Origin of the sequence: Mesorhizobium sp. M7A.F.Ca.US.011.01.1.1, assembly GCF_003998295.1 — a bacterium.
GTDB lineage: Bacteria > Pseudomonadota > Alphaproteobacteria > Rhizobiales > Rhizobiaceae > Mesorhizobium.
In genome coordinates, this window is sequence record NZ_RZRT01000236.1 from 1 (window position 1) to 518 (window position 518).

1 pseudogene is annotated in these 518 nt (G+C 61.8%); it reads right to left on the reverse strand.

The annotated features are described in order from the left end of the window. A pseudogene (locus EOA13_RS37520) lies at positions 1-518 on the reverse strand (transposase); the annotation flags it as partial.

Genomic DNA, 518 nt, shown 5'->3' on the forward strand with positions numbered 1-518 from the left:
GTGAGCTTCTCCTCCCGATAGAGCCGGAACAGCTTCTTGTGGTTCACGACCAGGCCCTCCCGCCTCAGCATCACGAGAAGACGCCGGTAGCCGAACCGGCGACGCTCCTGCGCGATCGCCTTCATCCGCTCGCGAACCTCGCGGTCGTCCGGCCTGCTGGTCTCGTAGCGAACCGTCATGCGGCAACAGCCGATGGCTTTACACGCCCGCCGTTCGCTCATCCCAAAGCCTTCCTTCAGGCGAGCGACAGCTTTCCGCTTGGCCGCGGGCGTCACCATTTCTTTCCCACAAGATCCTTCAACGCGGCATTGTCGAGCATCGCGTCGGCCAGAATCCGCTTTAGCCGCGTGTTCTCGTCCTCCAGCGCCTTAAGTCGCCGAGCCTCCGAGATATCCATCCCGCCGAAACGGGCCTTCCAGTTGTAGATCGAGGCGTCGCTGACCCCGTGCTTGCGGCATAGATCGGCAACCGACACCCCGGCCTCGTGTTCCTTCAAAATTCCGATGATCTGCTCTTCA